Raw genomic sequence first — 19,382 nt, forward strand, 5'->3', positions numbered from 1 at the left:
CGCCACCACCCCCTTCTAACCTGGAGTGACCCATGCGTGACGTGGTCGAGATCGGGCTGGGCAAGACCGCACAGCGCGGCTACCACCTGGACGACATCGCGATCGTGCCGAGCCGGCGTACCCGGGACGTGGACGACGTCTCGACCGCCTGGCAGCTCGACGCGTACCAGTTCGGGATTCCCTGCGTCGGGCGCCCGTCGGACGCGACGATGAGCCCCGAGTCGGCGGTCGCCCTGGGCCGGCTCGGCGGGCTCGGGGTGCTGAACGTCGAGGGCCTGTGGACCCGGTACGAGGACCCGACCAAGGTGCTGGAGGAGCTGTCCCGGCTGGAGGAGGGCTCCGGGGCGACCCGCCGGCTCCAGGAGGTGTACGCCGAGCCGATCCGGCCCGAACTGATCGCCGAACGGGTCCGGCAGATGCGCGAGGGTGGCGGCACGGTCGCCGTCCGGGTCTCCCCGCAGCACACCCTGGCGCTGGCCCCGGTGATCCTGGACGCCGGGGTCGACATCCTGGTCATCCAGGGCACCATCGTCTCGGCCGAGCACGTCTCCACCACCGACGAGCCGCTGAACCTCAAGGAGTTCATCGCCGACCTCGACCTGCCGGTCGTCGCCGGTGGCTGCACCGACTACAAGACGGCGCTGCACCTGATGCGGACCGGTGCGGCCGGGGTGATCGTCGGGCTCGGCGGTGACGAGTGGTCGACCACCGAGTCGGTGCTCGGCATCCGGGTGCCGATGGCCACCGCGATCGCCGACGCGGCGGCGGCCCGGCGGGACTACCTCGACGAGACCGGTGGCCGGTACGTGCACCTGATCGCCGACGGCGACCTGCAGACCTCCGGCGACATCGCCAAGGCGCTCGGCTGCGGCGCCGACGCGGTGATGCTCGGCGAGCCGCTCTCGCTCTGCGCCGAGGCGCCGGCCGGCGGTGCCTGGTGGCATCCGGCGGCCAGCCACCCGAAGCTGCCGCGCGGCGCGTACGGGGTGGCCGACGAGCCGCTCGGCTCGATGGAGAAGCTGCTCTACGGACCGTCCGACGACCCGTTGGGCCAACTGAACCTGTTCGGCGGGCTGCGCCGGGCGATGGCCAAGTGCGGTTACCGGGACCTGAAGGAGTTCCAGAAGGTCGGGCTTGTCCTCGACCGGTGACCATCGCCGCTATCCTCCAGACGTGGTGGTCAGGTCGGGGCGGTCGGCGCTGGCCGGCGTGCTGGTGGCGCTGCTGGTGGCGCTCTCGGCCGGCGGCTGCACCGGTCGCCGGGACGAGTCGGCGCCCGAGGGCTTCCGACCCGGGGCGCCCGGGATCGGTGACCCTTACTTCCCGACCTACGGCAACGGCGGCTACGACGTCGCCAGCTACCGCCTCCAGGTCAGGTACGACCCGGCGACCGACGAGCTGACCGGTGACGCCAGCATCGAGGCGACCGCGACCCAGGATCTGTCCCGGTTCAACCTCGACCTGGCCGGGCTGACCGTCTCGTCGGTCCAGGTCGACGGCACCGACGCCGCGCACGCCCGGACCGGAAACGAGCTGGTGATCACCCCCGTCACCGGCCTCGGCCGAGGTGACCGGTTCGGCGTACGGGTGCGCTACTCCGGCAAGCCGGTCCCGATCACCAACGCCGAGCTGGGTAGCGGTGGGCTGCTGCACACCTCGGACGGTGCGATCGCGCTCGGCCAGCCGGAGTCGGCGAGCACCTGGTTCCCGGTCAACGACCATCCGCTGGACAAGGCGACGTACCAGGTCGAGGCGACCGTGCCGGAGGGGTTGGCGGCGTTGAGCAACGGGGTTCCGGGCGGCAGCAGCACCGACGCCGGCTGGACCACCTGGCGCTGGGCGGAGCTGGCCCCGATGGCCAGCTATCTGGTCACGCTGGTGATCGGGAGTTACCGGGTCAGCACCGGCACGCACGCCGGCAAGCCGCTGGTCACCGCGATCGCGGCGGACCTGCCCGCTGGCGGGCCGGCGGAGCGGTCGCTGGCCCGTACCGGCGAGATCGCCGACTTTCTGGCCACCAGGTTCGGCCCGTACCCGTTCGACGCGTACGGCGGGATCGCGCTCGCCGACAGCCGGATCGGGTACGCGCTGGAGACCCAGTCCCGCCCGGTGTACGGCCCGGCGTTCTTCACCGAGGGCCCGAACCTGGAGGTGGTGGTGCACGAGCTGGCGCACCAGTGGTTCGGCGACAGCGTCTCGATCGAGCGCTGGAGCGACCTCTGGCTCAACGAGGGCTTCGCCAGCTACGCCGAGTGGCTCTGGACCGAACACGACGGCGGGCCGAGCGCGCAGGCCAGGTTCGAGCAGGAGTACGCCCGCACCGACTGGGCGGAGCCGGCGCTGGACCCGGGCCCTTCGGAGATCTTCAGCCGGGCGGTCTACCAGCGCGGCGCGCTGGCCGTGCACGCGCTGCGGCGGACGGTCGGCGACGAGTCGTTCTTCCGGATCCTGAGGAGCTGGGCGGCGGAGAAGCGGGACGGCAACGCGACCACCGACGAGTTGGTGGCGCATGCCGAGCGGGTCGCCGGGAGGCAGTTGCGTCCGCTCTTCGACGCCTGGCTCTCCGGCACCACCGCGCCACCCCTGCCCTGACGCACCATGCGCTGAGGTACGCGGCAATGGTGGCGTGGGACTCGCCGTGACTCAATCGCCGAACACAGCGAGTCCCCACCGTCCCCTGTGCTCAGGCCGCGACGTAGCCGTTGAACACGTGGACTCCGTCGTGGGCACCGCTGGAGTTCGCCCGGTTCGTGTTGAAGTACAGCTTGCCGTCGCTGATTCCCACGCCTTCGATCTCGAACAGCGTGTATGCCGAGGACGTGATCCGGAAGGAGAGGTCGGTGGCTGCGGGCGCCGTTCCCGTCGTCGTCGGCGAGACGTTCCGGTAGACGAGCACGATGCTGCGGTTCTCCTTGGTCAGCGGATAGTAGAGGACCTTCTTGGGCGCGTCGTAGAAGAATCCCTGGTTGGTGAAGGTTCCCAGGTCCGGCACCGTCGCGCCGTTGACGAGGGCGCCGTCGACCTGCAGCTTGAACGCGTTGGTCAGCTCTATGGTCCCGGAGGAGGCGCGCAGCGGGAGACTGCCGTTGTAGATCGTCCGGCCACTCTTGAACATGAACGTGATGGTGGTGCTGGTGACCGAGACCCGGTGGACCCCGGACGGCGTCGCCACTGCCCCGTTGAGACGTAGCTGGTACGACCCGGCGTGGTAGTAGGTGGTGCCCTGGTAACGGAGCCGTACGAGCTGCGCGCCGGTCGCCTTCATGGTGACGACGAACATGTGGTGCTGCCCGTCGATGTCGACGATCGTCATGTCGTTCCCGTGCCCGAGCCACGGGTTGGTCGACGTGTTGTTCGTGCCGTTCGTCATCAGCACCCGCGCACCGGTGGTCTTGTGCACGCGGTAGATGACGGAGGTGTCGTCGTGATTGGTGCGGTTCTTGATGGAGTAGAGGTAGGTGGATCCGGCGACGAAGCCCTGTACGCCGGTGCAGCAGCTCGTGTTGGGCGTGCTGGCTATGGTGGTGTACGTGTTGTAATAGGCAGCTTGAGCCGCATTAGCAGGCAGGATCGCAAAACCTAGAACCATCACGACCAGAGTTGCCAGTCGTTTACCGAATCGCATGCCGTCCTCCCCGTTGTTCGACGACCCGGGGCCGGGTGCCTCGGGATCATCGAGGGCAGGCTATTGGGCGGCGGTAGGGCGGTCAAGGCGACGACGACGCGGTCAGTTCCGCACCACCAGTTTCGGATTGGCCGCCAGGTACGCGTCGGCCCGGCCGGCCCGCAGCTCGGCGATGAACTTCCGGCTGACCGGGGTGAGCTGTTCGCCCCGGTAGCCGCTGCCCCGGCCGACGCCGCTGCCGGGGAGCGCCACCAGGGTCATCGTTTCGGGGCGGAGCCGGCTGAGCGCGTATCCGAAGTCGACGATGTCCGAGCCGCTGCCGCTGGTGAAGGTCAGCGCGTCGCCGAGCGAGCGGACCACCTGGCGTACCCGGTCGGCGTCCCGGGCCAGGTCCTGGCTGAGGATCTTCACCAGCATCGCCTTGATGAGTTGCTGCTGGTGTCGTTGCCGGGTGTAGGCGCCACCGGCCGTGTAGCGCTGCCGGGCGTAGTCCAGCGCCTGCCAGCCGGTCAGTGTCCGGCGACCCTTCTCGTAGACCATCTGCGGCCCGACGTAACCACCACCGCGGAGCGCACGGTGCGTACCGTCCGGTTCCCGGTGCCGGGAGACCACCCGCTGGTCGATGTAGAGCTCCACCCCGCCGAGGGCGTCGACCAGTTCGTCGAAGCCGCCGAAGGTGAGGACCGCGCCCGCGTCGAACCGCTTGATCCCGGTGTACGCGCTCACCGTCGCGGAGAGCAGTTGGAAGCCCTGCGCCGTGTCCGGGCGCTTGTTCCTGCCGGGTACCCGGCTGCCGTAGCTCATCGCGTGGGTCAGTTTGGTGCGTTCGCCGGGGAAGTTCGCCTTGGGAAAGCGGGGGATCTGGACGACCAGGTCGCGGGGGAGCGCGAACAGGTAGGCCCGATCGAGGTCCTTCGTGACGTGCAGGATCAGCACCGCGTCGGCGTGCGGCTCCCAGCCCGGTTTGCTGATCCGGGTGTCGACGCCGACCAGCAGCAGGTTGAGCGGCCCCTTGATGTCGGCACCGGGCTCCGGGGTCGGGCTCGGGGTGGGCGACGGGGTCGGGGTGGTCGGTGCCGGCGTACCGGGCCGGGCCGTCTGCGCCGGAGCGGAGCCGCCCCAGAAGCGGCTGGCCGCGTATGCCGTACCGGCCAGCAGCACCGCGACCGCGACGGTCGCGGCGAGCCAGACCCTCCGGCGCCGCCGCTTCCGGCCGCTTCCGGCCGCCGGCCCGGCGCCGTTCGCGGGTACGCCGGTGGCGTTCTCCCCGTTGTCTGCCACGCGTCCACTTCCCCTCGGCCATGCGGTCTGCCAGGACCGGCCGTACTCCAATAGACGCATCGTCGGCCCGCCGACGTTGCACCGCCGAAAGCGCGGCAGCAGGAATCTTGGCGCAGTTGCGGCCTGGCGCGGTAGCTACCGGTCGGTAATGATGGCCGACATGGGGCGAACCGCCGGGGCTGATCCCACCGACAGCGCAGATCCACCCCCTGACGCCGTCGCCGATGTCAACGCCGTCGCCGATGCCGCCGACGCCGACGCCGATGTCAACGCCGATGCCGTCGCCGATGTCGACGTCGTCGTCATCGGGTCGGGCTTCGGCGGCAGTGTGGCCGCGCTGCGGCTGGTCGAGAAGGGCTACTCGGTCGCCGTCCTGGAGGCGGGACGGCGGTTCGCCGACCACGAGTTGCCGGAGACCTCCTGGCGGGTCCGCAGCTTCCTCTGGGCCCCCGCGCTGCGCTGCTACGGCATCCAGCGGATCACCCTGCTCCGTTCCGCCGGCCGGCGGTTCACCGGGGCACGGGGTGGCGGCACCGCGCCGGCGAAGGTGCTGGTCCTCTCCGGTGCCGGCGTCGGCGGCGGCTCGCTGGTCTACGCCAACACGCTCTACGAGCCGCTGCCCGCGTTCTACACGGATCCACAGTGGATTTCGATCACCGACTGGCGGGCCGAACTCGCCCCCCACTACGACCAGGCGAAGCGGATGCTCGGCGTGACGACGTACCCGAGGGAGACCTCGGCGGACCGGGCGATGCGGGCGGTGGCCGACCGGATGGGGGTCGGGCACACCTTCACCGCCACCCCCGTCGGGGTCTACCTGGGGCGGCCGGGACAGCGGGCGGCCGATCCCTACTTCGGCGGGATCGGGCCGGAACGGACCGGCTGCCTGCACTGCGGGGCCTGCATGACCGGCTGCCGGCACGGTGCCAAGAACAGCCTGGTCAAGAACTACCTCTGGTTGGCCGAGCGGCTCGGCGCGCAGGTCCGCCCGCTGACCACGGTGACCGCGGTCCGGCCGGCACCGTCGGGCGCCGGCTACGAGATCGAGACGGTACGCACCGGAGCCTGGCCCGTCCGGCACCGTCGACGGATCCGGGCCGGTCAGGTGGTCTTCGCGGCCGGCGCGCTGCAGACCCAGCGCCTGCTGCACCGGATGCGCGCCGCCGGCGTGCTGCCGCACCTCTCGTCCCGGCTCGGCGCGCTGACCAGGACGAACTCGGAGGCGATCCTCGGCGCCACGGTGCCGTTGCGGGCCGCCCGGCGCGACGGCGTCGACTTCACCGACGGCGTGGCGATCACCAGCTCGTTCCACCCCGACCCGCAGACCCACGTCGAGCCGGTCCGGTACGGCCACGGTGCCAACCTGATGGGGCTGCTCCAGTCGGCCCTGGTCGACGGCGGCCCGCACCGCGTCCGGCGCTGGCTCGGCACCCTGGCCCGACGGCCCCGGACCTACCTGCCACTGCTCTCGGTCCGGGACTGGTCCCGGCGTACCGTCATCGCGCTGGTGATGCAGTCACTGGACAACTCGCTGACCGTGCACTACCGCCGTGGCCGGCTGGTCACCGTGCCCGGCCACGGGGCCGCGAACCCCACCTGGATCCCGGCCGGCAACCGGGCCGCCCGGCTGCTCGCCGAGCGGATCGGCGGCGTTCCGGGCGGGTCGGTGACCGAACCGTTCGACATGCCGGTCACCGCGCACCTGCTCGGCGGGGCGGTGATCGGGGCCACCGCCGCCGACGGGGTGGTCGACCCGTACCACCGGGTCTTCGGGCACCCGGGACTGCACGTGGTGGACGGGGCGGCGGTATCGGCAAACCTCGGGGTGAACCCGTCGCTGACCATCGCCGCCCAGGCGGAGCGGGCGATCTCGTTCTGGCCCAACCAGGGGGATCCGGACCCCCGGCCCCGGCTCGGCACGGCGTACGCCCGGATCCCGCCCGTCCCGCCGCGCCACCCCGCGGTCCCGGCGGACGCCCCGGCCGCACTCCGCTGGTGAGCCACCCCGTGCGGCGGTTTCCGGGACGGCGGCCGCGCTGAGTAGGCTTCGTACACATGAACACGCCGCGCCCGGTCCTGGTGGTGGACTTCGGAGCCCAGTACGCCCAGCTCATCGCCCGCCGTGTCCGGGAGGCCCGGGTCTACTCCGAGATCGTCCCGCACTCGACGCCGGTGGCCGAGATCCTGGCCAGGGATCCGGCGGCGATCATCCTCTCCGGCGGCCCGGCCAGTGTCTACGCGCCCGGCGCCCCGCAGGTCGACCCGAAGCTCTTCGACGCCGGGGTGCCGGTCTTCGGCATCTGTTACGGCTTCCAGGCGATGGCCCGGGCCCTCGGCGGCACGGTGGCCCGCACCGGCGGCCGGGAGTACGGCGGCACCACCCTGCGGGCCCGGTCCGACGCGACCGCCCTGCTCCGGGATCTTCCGGCCGAGCTGTCGGTCTGGATGAGCCACGGTGACTGCGTGACGGAGGCGCCGGACGGGTTCACCGTGACCGCCGAGTCACCCGGGGCACCGGTGGCGGCCTTCGAGGATCTTGCCGGCCGCCGGGTCGGCACCCAGTTCCACCCCGAGGTGGGGCACACCGAGCATGGCCAGCGGATGCTGGAACGCTTCCTCTACGAGGTGGCGGGGATCGAGCCGACCTGGACCCCGGAGAACATCATCTCGGAGCAGGTCGCCGAGATCCGCGCCCGGGTCGGCGACAGGGAGGTCATCTGCGGCCTCTCCGGCGGGGTCGACTCGGCGGTGGCCGCCGCGCTGGTGCACCGGGCCGTCGGCGACCAGCTCACCTGCGTCTTCGTCGACCACGGCCTGCTCAGGGCCGGCGAGGCCGAGCAGGTCGAGAAGGACTATGTGGCGGCGACCGGGATCCGGCTGAAGGTGGTCGACGCGGCCGACCGGTTCCTCGGCGCGCTCGCCGGGGTCACCGACCCGGAGCAGAAGCGCAAGATCATCGGCCGGGAGTTCATCCGGGTCTTCGAGGCGGCGGCCCGGGAGGTGGCGGCCGGCGGCGACGTCGAGTTCCTGGTGCAGGGCACCCTCTATCCCGACGTGGTGGAGTCCGGTGGCGGCTCCGGTACCGCCAACATCAAGTCGCACCACAACGTCGGCGGTCTGCCGGAGGACCTGAGGTTCTCGCTGGTCGAGCCGTTGCGGACGCTCTTCAAGGACGAGGTACGCCAGCTCGGCGTGGCGCTGGGGCTGCCCGAGGCGATGGTCTGGCGGCACCCGTTCCCCGGCCCGGGGCTGGCGATCCGGATCATCGGGGCGGTGGACCGGCAGCGGCTCGACCTGCTCCGGGCGGCGGACCTGATCGCCCGGGAGGAACTCACCGCCGCCGGTCTCGACCGGGATGTGTGGCAGTTCCCGGTGGTGCTGCTCGCCGACGTACGCAGCGTCGGGGTGCAGGGTGACGGACGCAGTTACGGGCACCCGGTGGTACTCCGGCCGGTGTCGAGCTCCGACGCCATGACGGCGGACTGGTCCCGCCTGCCGTACGACGTCGTCGCCCGGATCTCCACCCGGATCACCAACGAGGTCGCCGAGGTCAACCGGGTGGTGCTCGACGTGACGAGCAAGCCGCCGGGCACCATCGAGTGGGAGTGACCGCGGCTCACCCGGGATGGCGCGGGTTTGACGCGCTCTCGCCGAACGCCTCGGTCGGCCCCTCGGCGCCAGCCTCTCCGTCAGGAGCGGGCGGAGCCGTCGGCGGGGTCGGCGGAGCGGTTGGCGGGGCCGTTGGGGCCGCCGACGAGGTCGGCGGCGTGCCCGGCGTGGTCGGCGGGGCGGGCTGATCGGTCCGCGGGCCGCCCGGCCAGGTCGGTGGCCAGACCGGGCCGGTGCCGGGCGGGTGCGGCCAGGCGGGCGCGTTGGCCGGCTCCTCGGGCATCAGGAACCAGAGCACCGGGTACGCCAGCAGGCCGAGCCCGCCGGTGAAAACCGCCACCGCGGCGAAGACCACCCGGACCAGGGTGGGGTCGACGTTGAAGTAGCGACCGAGGCCGCTGGCCACACCGGCGATCATGCGGTCCGTGGTCGGTCGACGGAGCTGCTTGTACGGAGGTTGGTTGAGTGGTATCTGCGTCATGTCTCCACGGTCCGCCGAGACGGCCGCCGCGTCCTCGGTGACCGCCCGGATAGCGACCCTGACGCTTCCCTGACCGGTGCCACCGGCGCTCATCACGGCCGGCCCAGCAGCCCGATGCCCGGTGAACTGTCAGGAATCCGACTCTTTTTGTGGCCGGGTCGGGCCGTCAAGGGAGAATTCGGCCCTGTGACCCCCGCGCTGGAACCGATCCGCAAGATCGCTGCGTACGCGATTTGCACCGATTCAACCGACCGGGTGCTCCTGGTCCGGGCCTCCTCCCGGTCCGGAACGCCCGGTGTCTGGTCGCTGCCCGGCGGTGCCGTCGACCACGGGGAGGACCCGAACCACACGGTGGTGCGCGAGACCGCCGCCGAGACCGGGCTCTCCGTCTCCGTCGTCGGCCTGCGGGACGTCCTCGCCGACATGAGATCGCTGCCGCACCGCGGTGTGACGATCCACACCGACCGCCTGCTCTACCAGGTCTCCGTGCGCGGTGGCACGCTCTGCGACCGGGTCGGTCAGCCCACCGACCTCGCCCGCTGGCACACCCTGGAAGAGGCGGAGAAGCTGCTGCTGCGGCCGTTCACCGCACGCGCCCTGGGCCTGCCCGGCGGGCCCGTCGACCTGCGGCCGGAGGAGGCGCCGGAGTTCCCGTCCTTCCACGCCGTACCCGGGCCGGACGGGCTGCACCGGGCGCAGCGCTTCGCCGCGTACGCGGTCGCCACCGATCCGGACGGCCGGGTGCTGCTGACCCGGGTTGCCGACGGTTATCCGGGGGCGGGCTGCTGGCATCTGCCCGGCGGCGGAACCGACTACGGGGAGCAGCCGGGCGCGGCACTGATCCGGGAACTGGTCGAGGAGACCGGACAGCGCGGCCGGCTGGTCGAGCTGATCGGGGTGGCGAGCCACCGGGACGCCGCCTCGCTCGGCCCCGAGGGCTATCCGATCGACTGGCACGGTGTTCGCGCCTTCTACCGGGTGGTCGTCGACTCGCCCGCCCCGCCCACCGTGGGTGACGTCGGCGGCTCCACCTCCGAGGCCCGCTGGTTCGGCCGCGAGGAGTTGGAGGCGCTGCCGGTGGACCGGCTCACCGAGGTGACCGCCGAGGCCGTCCACGCGGCCCGGCTCGGCTGACCGCCGCCGGTTCCCGACCCGCCCGTGCCGGCGGTCGCCCCGACCGGCATGATCGGTGCGGCGTGCGGGAAGGTGGCGGCAGTGCGGAGATGGCGGCGGATCGGGGCGTACGGGCTGTGTCGGGACGGCGAGCGGGTGCTGCTCGCCCGCGGGTCCGCGACCGCACGCTTTCCCGGCGTCTGGCAACTGCCCGGCGGCGGCGTCGAGCATGGGGAGCATCCGACGGCGGCGGTGTGCCGTGAGTTCGTCGAGGAGACCGGACTGACCGTCGAGGTGACCGGGGTACGGCTGGTGCTCGCCGACGTCGTCCGGCTGGCCGGCGTCGAAGGGCCGGTGGCCGAGCACACCGACCGGATCGTCTACGACGTCGTACCGACCGGCGGCACGCTCTGCGCCGAGGCGCGCGGGAGCACCGACGAGGTCGCCTGGGTCACCCCGGCGGAGCTGGCCGGGCTGACCCTGATGCCGTTCACCGCCGAACTGCTCGGCCGCCCGGCAGAGCCGCTGCCGGAGAGCACCGTCCCCGTGACGGACGTACCCGTGACCGACGTGCCCGTGACGGACGGCCCCGTGACCGGTGGGTCGGCGCCGACGGAGGGGGCGATGCGTCCGGCAGCGGTCGACCGGTATCAGCGTTTCGCGGCGTACGGGCTGGCCACCGATCCCGCCGGCCGGATCCTGCTGACCCGGATCGCGACCGGGTTCCCCGGAGCCGGCCGGTGGCATCTGCCCGGCGGAGGTACCGACCATGGCGAGCAGCCGGTCAGCGCGCTGCTGCGGGAGCTGGTCGAGGAGACCGGACAGCTCGGCCGGGTGACGGGCCTGCTGCACGTGTCGCACCGGCACAACACCGCCGAGTTCGGCCCCGAGGGCCGGCCGCTGGACTGGCACGGGGTCCGGGTGATCTACCGGGTCGAGGTCGACGCGCCCACCGAGGCGAAGGTGACCGAGGCGGCGGGTGGCTCGACCGAGACGGCCGGCTGGTTCTCTCGGGCGGAGCTGGCGGAGCTGCCGCGTACCGAGGTGGTCGACGCGGCGTTGTCCCGGCTGTAGGGGAGGATCGAGCCGGGACGCAGAACGCGAGAACCCCTCGTGAAACGATGTCCGTGACTGGTTCGGCTAGAGTTGCGGACAGGCCCGAAACCGGGCCACATCCGGGGATAGCTTCCCGGATGAGAGGTCTGAGCACCTCGGGTGGTTTGGGAGAAAGATCCCTCATACAGCTATCGCCAATCCCTGTCGTCTGTGCGATGGTGTAGGCCGCAATTGGTTGCCGGCCAAGGAGTCCCGGCGCCCGATGGCGCTTGGGCGGGTGCCGCCACGGTGGCGGACCAGTAACCCGGTGATGGAGGAATCGTGCCGAGAGCCCCTTGGCGTCGGCGTCGTACGTCGGACAGCCCGCGCCCGGCAGGGCGTCGCTGGGCGGGGCCGCTGCGCCGCAGCGGCACGTTCGCCCGGCAGGTGTTGCTGGTCCGGGTGGGACGCCGGGAGCACGAGCTGGACGCCGCCGGCGCCAGCACACTCATCCGGGCCGACCGCCGCTTCCCCGAGGACTCCGTCCCACTCGACCCGTACGGTGTCGGTCGGCTGACCGCCGCCGAGATCGAGGCCTCCGTCCCGGTGAGTCCGGTCGTCGGTCCCGCCGACCCGGTCGACGCCCCCGGCCCGGCGATGGCGATCCCGCTGCTGCCCGGCGAGCGGAGCATGGCCCGCCGGATCAAGTTCGCCGTGGTCAACGCCTGCACCCTGGCCAGCCTGACGCTCGGGCTGCTCGCCATCTTCCAGGCGATGCAGGGCGATGTGCGGGTCGCGGCGTACTGCCTGATCGCCTGCGTGGCGTTCGACGGCCTCGACGGGGCGCTGGCTCGCAAGATGGGCGTGGCCAGCCCGTTCGGTGCCCAGATGGACTCGCTGGCCGACATGTGCTCGTTCGGCCTGGCCGCCCCGGTGGTGGTCTACGCCTCCCTGGTGGGTTCGGTCTCGACCGCCGCCGCCGGGGTGGCCTGCGCGCTTGTCGCGGCCTGCGCGGCGATCCGGCTCGCCCGGTTCAACGTCTCGCCGAAGGACGGGCGGTTCTTCTGCGGGGTGCCGACCACGATGGCCGCGGCGGTGCTCGCCCTGGCGGTGCTGATCGGGCTGCCGGTCTCCGGCGAGGTGCAGGTGGCCGGCGTGGGCCTGCTCGCCTTCGCGATGGTCTCCAGCTTCCCGTACGCCAAGCTCGCCCGCCTGATCAAGCTGCCGCCGTGGCTCTGGCTGGCCCCGGTGATCGGTGCCCTGATCGACATCCGGCTCACCTTCGCGATTCTGGTGGTCGGTTACCTGGTCAGCGGGCCGTTGCTCTGGTGGCGTCAGCGCCGCACGGCCTGACCCGGCCCACCGCTACCATCCCGCCGCCGTTGGAGAGCCGCGCCCGGAGAACGTCGCCGCCCGAGCGGCTGCGGTGAGCGAGAGTCCGCCGCCGGCGAGCCCGGCGGCGGACGGAAGCCACAGGTCCGGCCCGGCGGCGGACGGAAGCCACAGGTCCGGCCCGGCGGCGGACGGAAGCCACAGGTCCGGCCCGGCGGCGGACGGAAGCCACAGGTCCGGTCAGCGCCAGCGGGCGATCACGGATGATCCGCCGATGACCCGTTCGCCCGGACCGACCACCGGCTCGGCCGCGTCGGCGGGCAGGTAGACGTCGGTACGCGAACCGAACCGGATCAGACCGAACCGCTCGCCCCGGGCCAGCAGCGCCCCGATCGGCGCCCGCTGCACGATCCGCCGGGCGATCAGCCCGGTCCGCTGGGCCACCACCACCGTGCCGTGGTCGGTGTCCAGCACCGTGTACGCGGCCACGTTGTGCTCGGCGTCCGGTTTCATCGCGGCCGCGAAGCCACCGTCCGCGACGAAGTAGTCGACCACCTTGCCGGCCACCGGTGAGCGGTTGACGTGCACGTCCAACACGGAGAGGAAGACGGCGATCCGGAGGAACTCCCCGTCGCCGAAGCGCTCGTCCCGGAGCCGCTGCACCGAGAGCACCTGACCGTCGGCGGCGGCGACCACCGCGGACTCGTCGTCCGGAATGTCCCGCTCCGGGTCGCGGAAGAACGCGGCCACCGGGCCGGCGGCCAGCGCCGGCACCAGCCAGAGCCGGGACTTGGGCCGGGTGACCCGGGTGAGCGCGGCGATCCCCAGCGCGATGCCGGCCGCCGCCACTCCGTTCGAGTCGATGTGCAGCCCGCGGGTCAGCCGAATGCTCGACGTACGATGGGCCGGCGCCAACCGGGCCGCCACCGAGACGTCGGCCGGGGTGAACCGGAGGCGGTGCACGCGGAGCGGGGGCTGGTTGACCAGGACGAGGTCGGCACCGACGCCGAAGAGCGCGCTCTGCCGTTCCAGTTCGCCGACCGCGCCCGCCGCCCGGCCCGGCAGCGCGGGGACCAGCACGCTGAGTACGCCACCGTCGGTCAGGTACTTGGCGAGCCCGTCCAGCGTCGTCCGGGTCTCCTCGGCGCTGCCGGTCAGCGGTTCCGCGGCGATCACCACGTCCGCCGCGTCCGCCTCGGCCAGCGAGTCCGCGACCCGTACGCGTTGGGCGATCCACCGACCGAGGGCCGGAACGTGCTCCCGGAGCTGATCGGCGGCGAGTGTGTCCACCGGCACCACGGTGAGTACGTCGCCGGGCAGCAGCGCGTCGACCGCTGCGGCGAGTACGGACGAGTCGGTGCTGACCCCGACCAGCAGGGTGGTCTTGGGACCGTGGTGCCGGGACATCTCGGTGGTGAGGACGCGGGCGGCGCGCTCGCCGACGCGGACCGGACGGCCTGGACCGGTGGCGCGTACGGCGGGGGACTGGGTCATCTCGGGCGGGCTCCTCGCGAGGTAAGGACGGGCGGCGGCCGATAGCGGCGCGGGCTACGAGGTGGGGCGGTTCCGGCGGCCGGTGCGGACCGGCCGGCAGAGGCGCCAACCTCCGCCGGCCAGTTTAGGCACCGCCTGACCGAGTCGCACTGATCGCGCCGGTGGCTTGTGACGTCACGCCGGCCGCTCGTCGCGCCGGTCCGTCGCGGTGGCCTCCCCGGCCGACGACTGCGGTGGTGGGTGGGCCGGCCCGGCAGCGCCCCCGTCGATTCGCTCGGTCGTGTCCCCGTACAACGGTTCGGCGGCGTCCCGGTCGATCGGTTCCGTGCTGTGCCCGCTGGCGTCCCGGTCGATCGGTTCCGTGCTGTGCCCGCTGGCGTCCCGGTCGATCGGTTCGGTGGTGTCGCGGTCGAACGACTCGGTGTCCCGGTGGAACGACTCGGTGGTGTCGTGGTCGAACAGCTCGGTCGGGTGCCCGTGGGGCGACCCGGCCGGGTTCTGCTCGAAGAGCGAACCGAGGGACGCGTCGGCCGATCCGGTATCGGCGGTCGAGGTGCCGGTCGGTGCGGCCGGGGATCCGGGACCGGCCGCGTCCGGCACCGCCGCCGGCTGCCGCCCGGACCGGTTGGCCCGGAGCGCACCGATCAGGCCCAGCGCGCCGACCCCGATCAGACCCGCGGCCACCAGCCAGCCGATCGCCGGCAGCGTGAGGCGCGTGAGCTGCGCGAACAACCACCAGGCGGTGATGCCTAGGAAGATCAGGGCGAACGTCAGTGACACCCCGTCGGTCCGGTGCGCCTTCATCGGAAGCCGCCCGGAAGGCCCCTGGCATCAGCCACGGGGAGGGAACGGCGGTCGGGCGCGGTGGTTGCTGTCGGCATGGCGTCGACTCCTCCGTGTCGGCGGAACTGTCGGGTGCGGCTGGGGTGCTTGCGGACGTGGACGAGACGGTGCGGTACACCTTCCGGCTGCCGTGACGAAGCGTTAACGAGTCACCTCCGCGCTGGCGGCGTTGACCGTCAGGTCGAGCAGCAGCTTGCCGCCACCGGGACCGTCCTCGCCGAGGTCGGTCACCACCCGTTGACTGCCGTCGAAGTTGCTGTACCTGCGGTCCATGATCAGGGCGTCGCCCGCGTTGACGTCCAGTCGGACGGTCAGGTCGACGGTGGGTGGCAGGATCACCCTCACCTCGCCGAGGCTGACGTCGACGCTCACCCGGGCGTCCCGGTCGATGAAGTCGATCCGGGTCAGGTCGAGCGTGGCGTTGCCCAGCCGGGTCTCGTAGCGGTCGGCCATCACGTCGTAGCTGGCCGGCGTCCAGAACACGTTCTCCTCACCGCGTAGTCGGGTGTAGGACTCGGCGACCGTGGAGATGCCGAGCGCGCAGGCGGCGACCAGCCCGAGGGCGATCAGCCAGCGGGCCCGGCCGAACCAGGCCCCGACCAGCAGCCCGAGGGCGATGGTCACCAGCACGGCGGCGAAGTAGGTGGAGGGCTGCACCGGGATCGCGTTGGTCAGGTCCAGGATCGCGACCAGGCCGATCGCCACGAAGATCAGCGAGAAGGTGGCGGGACCCAGCGCGGACCGTTCACGAGGCCGTTTCGGGGGCTTCGTCTTGGTCGGCGGCGGCGGTGGCGGAACCGGTGCCGGCCGGGTGGCGTACGGACCGTGTGGCGCGAACGGTGCCCGGTAGCCGCCCGGTGGTAGGGGAGGCACCGGGGGTACGGCGGCGGGGTGATGCCCGGTCGGTACGGCCACCGATGGGGAACTGGCCGGCCAGGCGGGGGCCGGCGGTGGGGCCGAGGGGGCCGTCGCGGGTCCGCCCAGGTGGCCCGGTGCGGCGGTCGGCTGTGGCGGGTACCACCCCGGGTGTCCGGGCGCAGCCGGCGGAGGAACCGCCTGACCAGGTCCCGGGTACTGCTGGCCCGGTCCGGGGTACTGCTGGCCCGGTCCGGGGTACTGCTGGCCCGGTCCGGGGTACTGCTGGCCCGGTCCGGGGTACTGCTGGCCCGGTCCGGGGTACTGCTGGCCCGGTCCCGGGTACTGCTGGCCCGGTCCGGGGTGCTGCTGGCCCGGTCCGGGGTGCTGCTGGCCCGGTCCGGGGTACGGCTGCCCCGGTGGCGGCGGCCCGGCATCCGGCTGCCAGTACGGCTGGTTCCGGTTCCGGTCCCGGTTGAGCAGCAGCGCGCCGCCGATCAGCACGGCCGCGCCGAGCAGGACGGCCCGGTAGGTGTCGGTCACGATGAAGCCGAACATCACCGCCGCGACGATGCCGAGCACCAGCACGGTGACCGGGGACATGCTCGACCGGCCCCGGCCGAGCATCGACTCCACCGGCGAGGCGGTGTCCCCCTCGGAGGGGATGATCAGCCAGGCCGCGAGGTATACCAGAAGGCCGATCCCACCGAAGAATCCGAGCACGGCGAGGAGTACCCGCCAGAGGATCGGGTCGCTGTTCGTGGCCCGGCCGAGGGCGGCGCAGACCCCGGCCAGGTAGCGTCCCTCGGTCGGCCGGACGAGTCCGTACCGGTAGGCGAACCCGAACTCCGGCGGCGGCCCGCCGGCTCCCGGTGGCGGCGCTCCGGGCGGCGGTGGCGCGCCGGCTCCGGGTGGCGGTGGCGCGCCGGCTCCGGGTGGCGGTGGCGCGCCGGCTCCGGGTGGCGGTGGCGCGCCGGGTGGCGTTGGCCAGCCGGTACCCGGTGGCGGTGCGTCCTGTGGCGCGGCCCGCTCCGGGCCGGCGGCGCCGGGGTCTGGCGTGCCCAGCGTCCCCTGGCTCGGGCCGGGGTTGTCCGCTGGGTCGGGGCCGCCCGCCGGGCCGGGCGTTCCGCGGGCGGCGGCGGCTTCGTCGGTCATGGTTCGATCCTCCGCCGTCGCCGGTCCGGCCGGCCTCAGGCGACAACCCTGAGCCCACCCTGAGATATCCCACGGGCGAAGTCCGGGGAGTCCCCATGGCTGTCGGGCCGGCCAGCGTGTGACGATCGGAGCGTCGGTGGAACGGGACGTGATGCGGCAGCTCAGCGCACGCCCACCCCACCGCCCGAGACGACGAGGAGATCGAAGATCCGCGCCACGACCGAGCCACCCCGCCTCTACCGGGCCCGCGACCACCGGATGGTCGCCGGCGTGGCCGCCGGGATCGCCCTGCACCTGGGCATCCGGGCGGTGTGGGTACGCGTGGCGTTCCTCCTGCTGCTCGGGTTCAGCGGGCTCGGCCTGCTGCTCTACGCGGCGTTCTGGGCGGTGGTGCCGCCGTTGCCAGGTGGCACCCCGCCCCGGCGCAACGTCTTCCAGCTGCTGCCGTTCGTGGCCATCGGGCTCGCCGTGATCCTGATCGAGGTGCTTGCCTTCAAGTCCGACGGGGTGGCCGGGACCGCGGGCTGGCTGGTCTCGATCATCGCGGTCGGCGCCGGGGTGATCTGGCACCAGTCCGCGCCCGAGCGCCGCTGGCAGTGGGACCGGTCGCTGCCGGTGCCGTGGCTCGGGGCGGTGGTGGCGGAGAGCGACCGCCGGGCCTTCGTGCTGCGGTTCATCGGTGGCGGGATACTGGTCGCGATCGGCCTGATCGGGGTCGTGGCGGTCTACCGCCCGCAGGGCAACTTCGATGCGGTGATCAACGGGGTGATCTTCGCCCTGGTCGCGCTCGCCGGGGTCGGCGTGGTGGCCGCACCGGTGCTCTGGCGGACCTACAACCAGTTGCGGGCCGAGCGGGAGGGGCGGATCCGCGAGCAGGAGCGGGCCGAGCTGGCCGCGATGATCCACGACCAGGTGCTGCATACCCTCGCCCTGATCCAGCGCAACGCGGCAGACGTCAAGACGGTGCAGCGGCTCGCCCGGGGGCAGGAGCGCTCGTTGCGGAGCTGGCTCTACAAGCCGACCGGCTCGCCGACCGAGCGGTTCGCCGCAGCGCTGGAGCAGGCCGCGGCCGAGGTGGAGGACACCTTCGCGATCACCGTGGAGACGGTGGTGGTCGGCGACAGGGAGACCGACGAACGGGTCGGCGCGCTGGTGGCCGCCGCCCGGGAGGCGCTGGTCAACGCGGCCCGGCATGCCAAGGTGCAGACCGTCTCGCTCTATGCCGAGGTCGAGCCGGAGCAGGTGAGCGTCTTCGTCCGCGATCGCGGCGCGGGGTTCGACCCGACTACCGTTGAGGGACACCGGCACGGCGTACGCGGCTCGATCATCGGGCGGATGAAGCGGCACGGCGGGCGGGCGGAGATCCGCAGTACGCCGGGGGACGGCACCGAGGTGAGACTTTTCCTCCCGATTCCTCGGGAGGGCGCGGCACCAGGGAAGGACAGGTAAAGATCATGGTCGAGCCGACGGAGCCGGTGCGGGAGGCGACGCCCGAGCCGCGGCCGCTGCGGGTGTTTCTCGTCGACGATCACGCGATGTTCCGGGCCGGCGTTCGCGCCGAGCTGGGGACGCACGTCGAGGTGGTCGGCGAGGCCAGCACGGTGGCCGAGGCGATCAGCCGGATCGCCGCCACCGAGCCCGATGTGGTGCTGCTCGACGTGCACATGCCGGACGGAGGTGGCCGGGCGGTGCTGGAGGCGGTCCGGCGTACCCGGCCGGAGGTGCGGTTCCTGGCGCTCAGTGTCTCCGACGCCGCCGAGGACGTGATCGGGCTGATCCGGGCCGGTGCCCGGGGATACGTCACCAAGACCATCTCGCCGGACGAGTTGACCGCCGCGATCCGTCGGGTCGCCGACGGTGACGCGGTGTTCAGTCCCCGGCTGGCCGGGTTCGTGCTGGACTCCTTCGCCTCCCGGCCGGACGCGCCGGTCGCCGATCCCGAGCTGGACCAGCTCACCAACCGCGAGCGGGAGGTGCTGCGGCTGCTGGCCCGGGGCTACGCGTACAAGGAGATCGCCAAGGAGCTCTTCATCTCCATCAAGACCGTGGAGACGCACGTCTCGAACGTGCTGCGCAAGCTCCAGATGTCGAACCGCTACGAGCTGTCCCGGTGGGCTGCCGACCGCCGTCTGGTCTGATCGCCGATGCCCGGACCCCGGGCGGAGGTCCGGGCATCGGCGGATCCGCCGGTGTGACATCGCCCGAGCGGTGGGTGTCCGAAGGATGACGACCAGGTACCATACATCGATGGGTTTCGCTACCTTGCTGCCTGTCGGGTTCCCGGGCGCACGACTCCGTATCCTCCAAACGGATGAGCACGGTCGGTATGCGCTTGACATCGGAGAGCGCCTACGGTGGGCGGGAAAGGTCACAGCGAACCGTGTGATCGGTCGCCAAAGCAACCCGTCCCGGTGACGTTTTGCCTGCTCAGGGCCCATGTTCAGAGCGGGTGCCCGTCGGTCTGGGGCATGTCTGAAACATTGCCGGCAACTAACGGGTTGATAACGGCACCTTTCCGCGCTAGGCGGCTCAGTGTCACAGTGTCAGTCACCTCACAGT

General features: G+C 72.3%; 13 protein-coding genes and 2 pseudogenes. 9 read left to right on the forward strand and 6 right to left on the reverse strand.

What is annotated here, in order from left to right; genetic code table 11:
• The first annotated feature begins 32 nt into the window (after positions 1-32).
• Both EV371_RS11580 and EV371_RS11585 read left to right on the forward strand, forming a co-directional pair.
• Positions 33-1,151 (forward strand): GuaB3 family IMP dehydrogenase-related protein, encoded by a 1,119-nt coding sequence (locus EV371_RS11580; RefSeq protein WP_130462039.1) that lies wholly within the window; start codon positions 33-35, stop codon positions 1,149-1,151.
• A gap of 25 nt (positions 1,152-1,176) precedes the next feature.
• On the forward strand, positions 1,177-2,592 hold the full coding sequence (locus tag EV371_RS11585) for a M1 family metallopeptidase (protein WP_486484932.1): 1,416 nt from the start codon (positions 1,177-1,179) through the stop codon (positions 2,590-2,592).
• Between the two features lie 91 nt (positions 2,593-2,683).
• Here the strand turns inward: EV371_RS11585 and EV371_RS11590 are convergent, their stop codons facing one another.
• Together EV371_RS11590 and EV371_RS11595 are read right to left on the reverse strand one after the other, a co-directional pair.
• Positions 2,684-3,589 carry a hypothetical protein gene (locus EV371_RS11590; RefSeq protein WP_486484574.1) on the reverse strand — a complete coding sequence of 302 codons (906 nt, stop codon included), beginning with the start codon at positions 3,587-3,589 and terminating at the stop codon, positions 2,684-2,686.
• Positions 3,590-3,727: 138 nt separating this feature from the next.
• A complete protein-coding gene (locus EV371_RS11595) occupies positions 3,728-4,906 on the reverse strand; it encodes an LCP family protein (protein ID WP_486484575.1) in 1,179 nt (392 codons plus the stop codon).
• 160 nt (positions 4,907-5,066) lie between these two features.
• Between EV371_RS11595 and EV371_RS11600 the strand changes: the two genes are divergently transcribed.
• Positions 5,067-6,905: an FAD-dependent oxidoreductase gene (locus tag EV371_RS11600; RefSeq protein WP_130462041.1), complete on the forward strand. Its 1,839-nt coding sequence runs from the start codon at positions 5,067-5,069 to the stop codon at positions 6,903-6,905.
• Positions 6,906-6,961: 56 nt separating this feature from the next.
• Entirely contained in the window at positions 6,962-8,515 is a 1,554-nt protein-coding gene (guaA, locus tag EV371_RS11605) for a glutamine-hydrolyzing GMP synthase (protein ID WP_130462042.1), read from the forward strand.
• Between the two features lie 172 nt (positions 8,516-8,687).
• On the opposite strand, the pseudogene EV371_RS11610 reads toward guaA, so the two are convergent.
• Positions 8,688-8,996 (reverse strand): annotated as a pseudogene (locus EV371_RS11610) (PspC domain-containing protein); the annotation flags it as partial.
• A gap of 186 nt (positions 8,997-9,182) precedes the next feature.
• Between EV371_RS11610 and EV371_RS11615 the strand changes: the two are divergent.
• From EV371_RS11615 to EV371_RS11625, 3 genes are all read left to right on the forward strand, one after another.
• Complete coding sequence (locus EV371_RS11615; RefSeq protein WP_130462044.1) at positions 9,183-10,130, forward strand: NUDIX domain-containing protein; 948 nt, start codon at positions 9,183-9,185, stop codon at positions 10,128-10,130.
• Between the two features lie 81 nt (positions 10,131-10,211).
• A complete protein-coding gene (locus tag EV371_RS11620; RefSeq protein WP_130462045.1) occupies positions 10,212-11,183 on the forward strand; it encodes an NUDIX domain-containing protein in 972 nt (323 codons plus the stop codon).
• Positions 11,184-11,561: 378 nt separating this feature from the next.
• The gene (locus EV371_RS11625) at positions 11,562-12,497 is read left to right on the forward strand and encodes a CDP-alcohol phosphatidyltransferase family protein (RefSeq protein ID WP_130465835.1); all 936 of its coding nucleotides are present in this window, start codon (positions 11,562-11,564) and stop codon (positions 12,495-12,497) included.
• A 219-nt stretch (positions 12,498-12,716) separates the two neighbouring features.
• On the opposite strand, the gene EV371_RS11630 is transcribed toward EV371_RS11625, so the two are convergent.
• From EV371_RS11630 to EV371_RS11640, 3 genes and pseudogenes are all read right to left on the reverse strand, one after another.
• Positions 12,717-13,970: a phosphatidylserine decarboxylase gene (locus tag EV371_RS11630; protein WP_130462046.1), complete on the reverse strand. Its 1,254-nt coding sequence runs from the start codon at positions 13,968-13,970 to the stop codon at positions 12,717-12,719.
• Positions 13,971-14,525: 555 nt separating this feature from the next.
• A pseudogene (locus EV371_RS11635) lies at positions 14,526-14,774 on the reverse strand (hypothetical protein); the annotation flags it as partial.
• Positions 14,775-14,954: 180 nt separating this feature from the next.
• The gene (locus EV371_RS11640) at positions 14,955-16,823 is read right to left on the reverse strand and encodes a PspC domain-containing protein (RefSeq protein ID WP_130462047.1); all 1,869 of its coding nucleotides are present in this window, start codon (positions 16,821-16,823) and stop codon (positions 14,955-14,957) included.
• 207 nt (positions 16,824-17,030) lie between these two features.
• Here EV371_RS11640 and EV371_RS11645 point away from each other — a divergent pair, with 207 nt between their 5' ends.
• Together EV371_RS11645 and EV371_RS11650 are read left to right on the forward strand one after the other, a co-directional pair.
• Positions 17,031-18,272: a PspC domain-containing protein gene (locus tag EV371_RS11645; protein ID WP_349339010.1), complete on the forward strand. Its 1,242-nt coding sequence runs from the start codon at positions 17,031-17,033 to the stop codon at positions 18,270-18,272.
• A 5-nt stretch (positions 18,273-18,277) separates the two neighbouring features.
• The gene (locus EV371_RS11650) at positions 18,278-18,961 is read left to right on the forward strand and encodes a response regulator (RefSeq protein ID WP_130462049.1); all 684 of its coding nucleotides are present in this window, start codon (positions 18,278-18,280) and stop codon (positions 18,959-18,961) included.
• Positions 18,962-19,382 lie beyond the last annotated feature (421 nt).

This window comes from Plantactinospora sp. CNZ321 (assembly GCF_004217235.1).